Below are 9238 nucleotides of genomic sequence, written 5' to 3' on the forward strand. Positions count from 1 at the left end.
GGCCTGACGTGGGGCTCGCGGCCTGACGTGGGGCTCGCACTCGAACAACCACTTCGACATTTCGCTCGCCATGTTCACCCACGTGGGCGCGGCGGCGCCGGGCAAGGTCACGGCGATCGACACGCACTGGATCTGGCAGGACGGCCAGCGTCTCACCAAAGCACCGCTGAAGATCGAAAAGGGGCTCGTGCACGTCCCGGCGCAACCGGGCCTGGGCATCGAGCTGGACGAGGCCGAGCTGGAAAAGGCACACCAGGCCTATAACAACATGGGCCTGGGCGCACGCGACGACGCGGCCGCGATGCAATTCCTCATCCCCGGCTGGAAGTTCGACAACAAGCGTCCCTGCCTCGTGCGCTGACTCACCCGAACAGCGACTTGAACGCCCACACGAGCGTCTTGGCGACGAATTGGGCGAACGGCAGGGCCAGCGCGACGAGCAGGATGACCTGGCATACGCGCAGCACGGGTTCGAACGCGTGCCAGTCGCGCCGCATGTGCGGCATGTAGAAATGCGGCCGGTGGATGTGCGAGAGGTGCAGACGGCTCTTGATGCGTGCCGGTCCGTGTCCGAATTTCATCGTCGTCTCCACGTATATGTATATGCAATTTGAGCATATGCCTATGTGGCGCGCTCTGCCGATGATTTTCTGGATCGCGCCGCCGAGCCGGATTGACGAAATCAATTTGCTCTTCCGCCGCAGCGATCTAAGGGGGGGGGTATTCAGGAAAAATTTACTGTGAATTCTGTCCCGAAACCTTTCATCAAGGATCGGATTTCATCGAGCCGCGCCGCGCCGTTCATAGCGACGAAACGACGCCAGAAGTACTTGGCGTGCTTCCAGACGATCTCAATACGGTTGAGCTCCGGGCTGTAGGGTGGCAAGTAGTAAAAGTGCAACCCCTGGCGTGCCCAGCGCCGCCGCTTTTTCTCCATCGCCGCGCCTTTGTGAATGGCCGCGTTGTCGAGCAATACAATGCGTGGCACCGAATGCAGCTGGTCGGCGATCTGATCGAAAAAGGCGATGACGTCTTCGCGCCTGCTCGGTCCCTGTTTCGTAGTCCAAATCAGCTGGCCATCATGGCGCAATGCGCCAAGCACGTTGACCCGTTGCCGATGCGCCAGCGGCTCCACGGACCGGGTTTCACCGATTCGGGTCCAGCCGTATTGCAATGAGGGATTCGGGCTGAAACCCGACTCGTCGAAGTACAGCAATTCACACCGTTGCTCATGGTCGAGCCGGCCCAGCGCCTCGATGATCTTGCCGGCGCGCTCGAACGCCTCCTGATTGCGTTTTTTTAAACTGTAGCGGTAGCGCTTATAGCTGAATTTCATGTCCTTGAGATAGCGTGCAGCAGTGCCGTCGCTGATCGAAACATGATCATGGTGCTGCTTCAGGTGGCGCAGCAGCGCGGCAATGGTGCCGCCCTCCGAGTGCGCCAACTCGCCCAACGCCTGCTGTTGCTGTGGGGTCCACTTCCGCAGTCGCCCCGTATGACGCCCCTCGTACAGGCCTGCCAACCCCAGCTTGTTCCAACGCTGGCGCCATTGCTCCACGCTGTTCAAATGCACCGAGAACTCGTCAGCCGTCTCTTGCAGCGTTAGTCCCTGACTCAACCGCGAGATGCCCTGGGCACGCATCCGGGTCCGTGGATGAGGATGGAAAATCCCCATATCCCGCAGCGTCCGACGCTCAGCATCGGACAACATCAAGCGTTTCATGGCAGCGACTCCTGCAACAATCCTCGTCCGGGTTTACTCAAAATTTGGAGGACTACTTAGCGGGGTATTGCCTTGGCAACGTTGGGGACGAAATCGCCCGGACTACTCAACGATTTTAAGAATTCGACAAGATCGCTCTTTTCAATCGGCGTGAGAATCAATGGCCGCTCAGCCTCAGTACTCCGGTAATAGAGCTCCAACTCTACGGCTTCCTCCAGTGACCCAACGCTCCCGTCATGCATATATGGGCCCGTCCGAGCCACATTGCGCAAACTGGGTGTTCGAAATTTTCCAATGTCGGGCGGTTTGAGCGTGACTGCGAATCGGCCCAACTCCGCAACGTCTTCGTCACTGAGAACGACGTGGTCAATGCGAGCGCCAGCCGTTCTTTTCGACATCAGATTCATGGTGATGCTCACAAGGCGGGGTTCGATTCGAGTAAGCCCGACGTTCAAGCTATGAAACTCATTGTCGGTGAACAAGGCATACGTTTTTTCGATCTGGTGACAATGAAAGCATTGGGCCCTGCCTTGAAACAATGCCAAACCATTGCGTGCACGATCCGATAGGGCCGATTTCTCGCCCAGAAATGCGAAGCGGTCGAATGGCGAATTTCCCCTGACAAGGGTGCGCTCAAAGCTGGCGATCGCTTGGCCGACGTGCTTGCTGCTGATCGCATCGGGCGAGTTTGGAAATGCACTTCGGAAGGCAGATCTGTACGCCGAATCGTGACGTAAAATCACCAACAGGGCATCCTCGCTCGCAAGACCATGCTCACGTGGATTGAGAAAAGGATCGAGCGCCTGCTCCTCAAGGGACGATCGTCGCCCATCCCAAAACTGAGTCGTATTGAAGGCGACATTCAAAAGACTGGGTGTGTTGCGAGAGCCTCGTTGACCGCCTATTCCTTTGCCGACATTTATTAAGTCAGCAAACGCATGTTCCGGTTGATGGCAGCTCGCACAACTTGTCGATCCATCGCGACTTAGACGTTTATCGGAAAAAAGCTTTTGCCCTAATGCAATCTTCTCGAGCGTGAGCGGGTTATCTGATGGGTTGGAAACTGGCGGCAAACCTAGACTGTCATCGCCCGGCTCGGCCACCAGTCTACTGTGTAACGCAAACATGCCGAGGACAATCAGTAACGGCACTTTAGGTAATCTTTTGGACAATCGACCTCCCACGAGTTGAATCGCGTTCCATAGATGCGTGGATCGTCGCCCGGTGCGCATCGACCTGACGCACACGAACTGGCCGCCATCAAAGTCGGGGCGGTTCACCTGGCGGGTTGATCCCAGTCTGCGAGTACGAGGGGCCCTTCAGGCAATTCGAGCTCGGCCTCAATGTCCTTCAGCAAGAAGATTGGCAATGTGTTGCCGAACGACGGAATGGTCTCTAGCGACTTGATCGTTGCTTCATCGAACCCAACTCTCTCAGCAAGACCAAGCTGGGAGTGGCCGCTTTGCTGTCGCCGGAGTCCCATTACTTCACCCGGCCAATGCTCCTCAGAGAGGAGCATTGGATCGCCCACCGGTATCTTCAATACCTGCCGCAGTGATAATCCAAGCAAGCTGCATAGGCAACGAACTGTTCCGAGAGAGACGGCTGTCTCAAGCTCGTCGTCGTGCAACTCTATGTCGCCAAGCCCAGATGGAGTAAGGCCCAACTTCTCGGCCACCTCGACATCCGACAACCCGAGCTCAAGCCTCCTATCGCGAATAATCTTCGCTGTGCTCATTTGGGCTTGCTCCTATGGAAAAATCAACGCCGGTACCGGCATAGGTGAAGGTGCAGATACTGGAACGAATGACCCGCCGGGCAGCGGAATGAACGGTATACCCGACTTTGGCATTGCTCAGCGAGCCCCCTCCACATAGACATTATTTCGCCGCACCATTCGTTATTTCATCTCTATCTTCCGTAAAATCGCACTCATTACCTTAACAGCAACAAACACTAGCAAAGGGAGGGCAATAACGAAGGATCCATGGCTGAGCGCCCAAGTATTGAAGATCGGCAATCGATAAAAGTTAAATAGACGGCCTAGAGGGTATAACAGCAACGATCCGATCACGAACGAGCTAGTCATTCCGATAGACCTGACGCGTACTTTCCTAGACTCATTATTAGCGACAGCGTAAAAGATAACACCAAGACCTAACGAAAGAAAGATCCATGCCACACCGAATTCATAGTCAAGGTCCCATATTCCCAATGACGCCCCAAGCCATAAGCAGATTATTGGAACCATGCCGCACGCAACAATACTCGTAACGGTCCTGAGCACTTTTTTCATGGATCGCCCCTGGCAGATCTCAACGAGATTATTGTGGACATGTGCATGACATTCCTTTGGACTGCATATATTTAGAAATCAGTTCGCGTGAATTTTTAAAGGCTTGGTCGTACTCAGGCTCGGTCGGAAAAGCGTCATGATAAAAATGCGAAAACGAGACATGTCCGTCGTAGACCTTGCCGCCATGACCTGCGGCCGTAGCGTCCTGTACGGTATGAACCGCATTACCCAGTCCGCGAATAGTGCCTAACGACATTTGTTCGTCGATATAATTGTTCGTTTCCAGCTCCGCAATAGCGGGGCTAACACCAGCAGGTATCATACTATGGATGAAGGCGTCCGAGACACCTTGTGTTCGCCAATCAGTCGCGACGGCGTCCCATGCTAACGCGAGGCTATCCATGATTCCCATTCCACACTGCCGGGCCGCATTAAATGTAATCGCACTGTGTACATCGGAAGTGTATAGCCCTGTTGGATCAACAGCGTTCACGGGGTTACCACGGACATATGCATACATATTCACTCCACCAGCCAGTCCAATTGGATCCTCACTAATGAACCGGTGCAAGCTTGGATTGTAATATCGTGCCCGATTGAAATTTAGCCCGGTATTGTCGTTCTCGCGCCCGGTGTACTGATAGCTGTTGTCGTTGGCGGCCCCGTTCGTGCTGGCTTTGCCGTATGGCTCGTAGCTGTAGCTTGTAGTAGCCACGCCATTGCTGTCGGTCAGAGCAAGCGTCGAGCCCAGCGCGTCAGTCAGCAGGTGCCTTGTCCCCGCACTATCGGTGCGGCTGAAGACTTCGTCCAGCCCGCCGGTGATTAGATTTGCCGTCGGCGTATTGCCGGCCAACTCCTGCACCGGATTCAAACCATCATATAGGAACGCGGTGGCAGTGCCTGCGACGGTCTTGCCGATGCGACGGCCGACCCCGTCATACTGGAAACTGGCTGTCACGACGCCGGACAGGCCCATTAGACAGCATTACGTCATTCTTAGTTCAACAAACTACCGTTAGACTAAAAGGTTACCGTCCAGCGTTCAAAACCGGTAAGCCACGTTCGCAAGCACGGACGGCGAGTGCGTCGCGTCATCCGTCACGGAAGCGCCTCCGTGCGAGCGCCATGCTACCGTCAGTCCGCCGCTCCACGCATCGCGCACATAGCGCACACCGATGCCGCCTCCCGCCAGCGCGCGGTGGTTGTCTTGCGTCGTCCATGGCGACTTGTTCAGTGTGACGCGGCCGGCGTCGTAGAACAGGTAAGGCACCACAGGGCCGACGGCATAGCGCACTTCCGTCTGCGCCACCCAGCCCGTGTCGCCATAGCCCTCGCCGTTCGGATAGGCGCGGACGCCGTTCACGCCGCCCAGGCCCAGTTTCTCCGACGAGTCGAGGTTATGCCCCGTCCACTGGGCCGATACGCGCCCGTACAGGTCGAGCCGGTCGCTCAGCGACTGGATCCGGGCCAGGTCGAGGTTCACGCGATCGAAGCTGCCGGCCGAGCGGGCGCTGGCCACGTCGAGCGCCTGCGTGTCGTCGTTCATGCCCAGCCGGCCGCGAGTCCAGCTCAGGGCACCGAACGTGATGCCGGCGTGGAGGAACTGGTCGCGCACGTCGAACGAAAGAGTGACCGGAACGACGGTGCTGGATTTCTGCGACGCCGTCTCCGTCGCGTCCTGGCGGTCGTGCAAACGCTTGTGGTCGACGCTGGCCGACAAGGTCAGGTTGCGCACCTGCGAGCGCACGAGCGGATAGCTCAGCCCCACGCTCGCCACGTCGGCCGTGCCGCGCGCGCCCAGCGCGGCGAAGCTGCCGGCCAGTTCATAGAACGAATGCGTATAGCTGGCGCGGCCGCGCAGGCCCGCGTGGCCCAGCGGCGCCGCATAGGCCAGCGAACCGAACCACATGCCCGCTTCCGTGTACAGCGCCTGCACCGACAACTGGTCGCCCAGCATGAACGGGCTGTCCGCGTCCGCGCTCACGTGCGCGCGCGCGCGCCCCGTCGCGCGGGTGCCGTAGTTGTCCAGGCCAACCTCGCCCTTGTAGCGGTGGTCGCGCCGGACTTCGACGAGCAGGTCGCCCGTGCCGACTTCCTCGCCCGGCCGCACGAGCGGCACGGTGCGCGCGCCCAGCTGGTCGTCCAGCAGCAGGGTCACGCGCTCCAGCCGGCCGCTCTCGATGATATCCCCGTGCGGCAGCGCCGACAGGAATCCCTGCGCGCCGGCGATGAAGTCCGGCTCGCCGTGGGCCACGACCTTGCCGTAGCGTCCTTCGAGGATCTGCATGTGCAGCTCGCCGGCCGACAGATCCTGCTGCGGCAGGTAGGCGCGCGCGAACGGATAGCCGGCCTGCTGGTAGTACGCGGTCAGGCGCGACGCGAGGGCTGCCAGGCCGGCGAAATCGTAGGACTTGCCGTCGACCGGGCCCAGCGCGGCCAACAGCGCGTCGGAACCGATGCGCGTATTGCCGCTGATGACGACGCGGCGCAGCGTGACCCGCTGGCCGCCTGCGGGCATGGGCGCGGCGGCCGGTGCCGGCTGGACGGCGGGGACGTTGCCGCCGCGGGGTTGCGGCAGTGGTCGCGCGTTTTCCTGCAATGGGGGCTGCTGCGCCAGGGCCTGCAGCGATGCCGCGGCCAGCAGGGCCAGCGGCACGAGTTTCAGTTTCGTTTTCATGCTCGATAGGTGTTCGTGGTTGCCTGTGCTTACGGATTCGGTGCTTCCGTGCTGCCCGCTTCTCCGCCGCCGGGTGCCGGTATGCGGATACCGCCGGACACGACGAGCACGTTGAGGAACCTGACGTCCAGGCCGGCCGACAATGCCTGGCTGGACGTCTGGCCCGGGTTCGTGGCACTGACAGCGGTTGCGCCACCACCCGCCTCCGCGCCCTGCCCGTCCGCGGCCGGTGCCGGCAGTACGGGCGCAAGACCCAGCGTCTGCGGTGCGATCGTGGTTGCCGCAACGGATGTGGGCGCCACGGTCTGGGCCGGCTCGGGCACTGGCGCCGGTGTCGGGGTCACGACAGGCACCGGTGTCGCCGCGGCAAGGATGGTGCCGGTCGTCGCCGCCTGGCCCGTGAACGCATAATTGGACGCATCGGGCCCCGTCAGCACCAGCCCGCTCACGTCCACCGGGATCCCGGTGCCCGCGGTCGCCTGCGCGAACTGCGCGTTGGCGCCGACGGCGCTCACGGCCACGCTGTCGCCGGCAATCGTGCCGGAGAGCGTACCCGGCGCCGTCAGCGTCGCGGCCGTGGTGCCGTCGGCCGTCTTGTCGGCAACGGCCGCGCCGGTGACCGTCACCGCTTTTTGCGCGATGGCCGCCGTGGCCACACGCTGCAGGTCGGTCGTGTAGTTGCCGGCGTCCGCGCCGCCCACGGTACCGACGAGATTGACGACCTTGCCGCTGCCGGCGTTCTTGTCGGCGAAGGTACCCTGCGCGGAGACCGTCACCGAATCGCCCTCGACAAGACCGCCGAGGACGGCGTTGGCACTGCTGACGGTGGCCGCCGTCGTGCCGTCGTAGACCTTGTCGGCGGCCGTGATGCCGGACACCGTCAACGCTTTCTGCGAAATACTGGCCGCCGCGCTGGCCGGCGCGGTCAGGCTGTAGTTCGCGGCGAGTCCGGTGCCGTCCGCGAGTACGCCACCGGAGATCGCCACGGTCTTTCCGCTGCCCACATTCTTGTCCGCGAAGGTAGCGGCGAGCCCCGTGACGCTGAGCGTCTCGGTACCGACCAGGCCGACGAGGTCTCCGACCGACAGCGTCGCGGTCGTCGTGCCGTCGTACACCTTGTCGACCGCCGCCAATCCCGTCAGGGTCAGGGCCTTCGGCGTGATCGCGGCCGTGGCCGACGCCTGGTCTGCGATCGCATAGTTGCCGGCGTCCACGCCACCATGGGTGCTTGCCAGGGTCACGGTCTTGCCCGTACCCGCGTTGGCGTCGGCGAAACTGCCGCTCGCGCCCACGGTCACATCGTCGCCCGCCACCAGGCCGGACAGTTGCGCATACGCGACCGACACGGTGGCGGCCGTCGTGCCGTCGTAGACCTTGTCGGCGGCCGTGATGCCCGACACCGTCAACGCTTTTTGCGCGATGCTGGCCGTCGCGCTGGACTGCCCGCCCAGCGTGTAATTGCCGGCATCCTGGCCGGACAGGCTGGAGACCAGCGCCACGGTCTTGCCGCTGCCGGCGTTCTTGTCGGCGAATGCGCCGCTCGCGGTCAGGCCGACGTCATCGCCCGCCACCAGGCCGTCCAGCGTGGCGGCGCTCCGGGACACGGTCGCCGCCGTCGTGCCGTCGTAGACTTTGTCCGCGGCCACGATACCGGACAGCGTCAAGGCCTTCGGCGTGATGCTGGCCATGGCCGAGGGCTGGCCGGCGATCGCATAGTTGCCCACATCGGCGCCGCCGTACGTGTTCGCCAGGGTCACCGTCTTCGCGCTGCCGACGTTCTTGTCCGCGAACGTGCCGGTCGATGTCACGCTTACCTCGTCGCCGGCGACGAGACCCTGCACGACCGCGCCGGCCGTCGACACCGTCGCCGAAGTCGTGCCGTCGTAGACCTTGTCGGCGGCCGTGATGCCGGACACGGTCACGGCTTTCTTCATGATGGTGGCCATCGCCGAGGGCTGGCCCACGATCACATAGTTGCCCACGTCGGCGCCGCCAAAGGTGTTCGCCAGCGTCACCGTCTTCGCGCTGCCGGCGTTCTTGTCGGCRAACGTGCCGGTGGCGCTCACGTGCACGTCGTCGCCAGCGACGAGTCCCTGCACGACGGCGCCGGCCGTCGACACCGTCGCCGAAGYCGTGCCGTCGTAGACTTTGTCGGCGGCCGTGACGCCCTGCACTACCACCACTTTCTTCGTGATGGCGCCCGACGCCCACGACTGGCCGGTGATCGCATAGTTGCCCACGTCGGCGCCGCCGTACGTGTTTGTCAGCGTCACCAACTTCCAGAGGGCGACGTTCTTGTCCGTGAACGTGCCGGTCGATGTCACGCGCACGTCGTCGCCCGCGACGAGACCCTGCACGACCGCGCCGGCCGTCGACACCGTCGCCGAAGTCGTGCCGTCGTAGGTCTTGTTGGCGGCCGTGATACCGGACACGGTCACGGCTTTCTTCGTGATGGTGGCCGTCGCCGAGGGCTGGCCCACGATCACATAGTTGCCCACGTCGGCGCCGCCAAAGGTGTTCGCCAGCGTCACCGTCTTCGCGC

General features: G+C 61.8%; 7 protein-coding genes and 1 pseudogene. 1 reads left to right on the forward strand and 7 read right to left on the reverse strand.

The genetic code is table 11. From position 1 onward, the window contains the following. Positions 1-19: 19 nt before the first annotated feature. Positions 20-361: pseudogene (locus tag AC1DYX_RS23530) on the forward strand (enolase C-terminal domain-like protein); the annotation flags it as partial. Between the two features lies 1 nt (position 362). Here AC1DYX_RS23530 and AC1DYX_RS23535 read toward each other — a convergent pair. The 7 genes from AC1DYX_RS23535 to AC1DYX_RS23565 all read right to left on the reverse strand — a co-directional run. Further along, positions 363-581 carry a hypothetical protein gene (locus tag AC1DYX_RS23535; protein WP_477263347.1) on the reverse strand — a complete coding sequence of 73 codons (219 nt, stop codon included), beginning with the start codon at positions 579-581 and terminating at the stop codon, positions 363-365. Positions 582-724: 143 nt separating this feature from the next. Next, complete coding sequence (locus tag AC1DYX_RS23540) at positions 725-1723, reverse strand: IS630 family transposase (RefSeq protein WP_477263349.1); 999 nt, start codon at positions 1721-1723, stop codon at positions 725-727. Positions 1724-1779: 56 nt separating this feature from the next. Next, positions 1780-2895 carry a cytochrome-c peroxidase gene (locus AC1DYX_RS23545; protein ID WP_477263351.1) on the reverse strand — a complete coding sequence of 372 codons (1116 nt, stop codon included), beginning with the start codon at positions 2893-2895 and terminating at the stop codon, positions 1780-1782. Positions 2896-2999: 104 nt separating this feature from the next. Next, the gene (locus AC1DYX_RS23550) at positions 3000-3461 is read right to left on the reverse strand and encodes a helix-turn-helix domain-containing protein (RefSeq protein ID WP_477263353.1); all 462 of its coding nucleotides are present in this window, start codon (positions 3459-3461) and stop codon (positions 3000-3002) included. Between the two features lie 586 nt (positions 3462-4047). Continuing rightward, positions 4048-4995: an RHS repeat-associated core domain-containing protein gene (locus AC1DYX_RS23555; RefSeq protein WP_477263355.1), complete on the reverse strand. Its 948-nt coding sequence runs from the start codon at positions 4993-4995 to the stop codon at positions 4048-4050. A 66-nt stretch (positions 4996-5061) separates the two neighbouring features. Then, positions 5062-6696, reverse strand: coding sequence for a ShlB/FhaC/HecB family hemolysin secretion/activation protein (locus AC1DYX_RS23560; RefSeq protein WP_477263357.1), 1635 nt, complete (start codon positions 6694-6696; stop codon positions 5062-5064). 29 nt (positions 6697-6725) lie between these two features. Continuing rightward, positions 6726-9238: beta strand repeat-containing protein (locus tag AC1DYX_RS23565; RefSeq protein ID WP_477263359.1), on the reverse strand; the 2513-nt coding region annotated here is incomplete at its 5' end.

The sequence above is a fragment of the Massilia sp. P2_C2 genome (genome assembly GCF_056404615.1).

Excerpts from the sequence above, each read along its gene's own strand:
- AC1DYX_RS23535 (WP_477263347.1), bottom strand. The coding sequence starts at position 581 with ATGAAATTCGGACACGGACCGGCACGCATCAAGAGCCGTCTGCACCTC.
- AC1DYX_RS23540 (WP_477263349.1), bottom strand. The coding sequence starts at position 1,723 with ATGAAACGCTTGATGTTGTCCGATGCTGAGCGTCGGACGCTGCGGGAT.
- AC1DYX_RS23550 (WP_477263353.1), bottom strand. The coding sequence starts at position 3,461 with ATGAGCACAGCGAAGATTATTCGCGATAGGAGGCTTGAGCTCGGGTTG.
- AC1DYX_RS23555 (WP_477263355.1), bottom strand. The coding sequence starts at position 4,995 with ATGGGCCTGTCCGGCGTCGTGACAGCCAGTTTCCAGTATGACGGGGTC.
- AC1DYX_RS23560 (WP_477263357.1), bottom strand. The coding sequence starts at position 6,696 with ATGAAAACGAAACTGAAACTCGTGCCGCTGGCCCTGCTGGCCGCGGCA.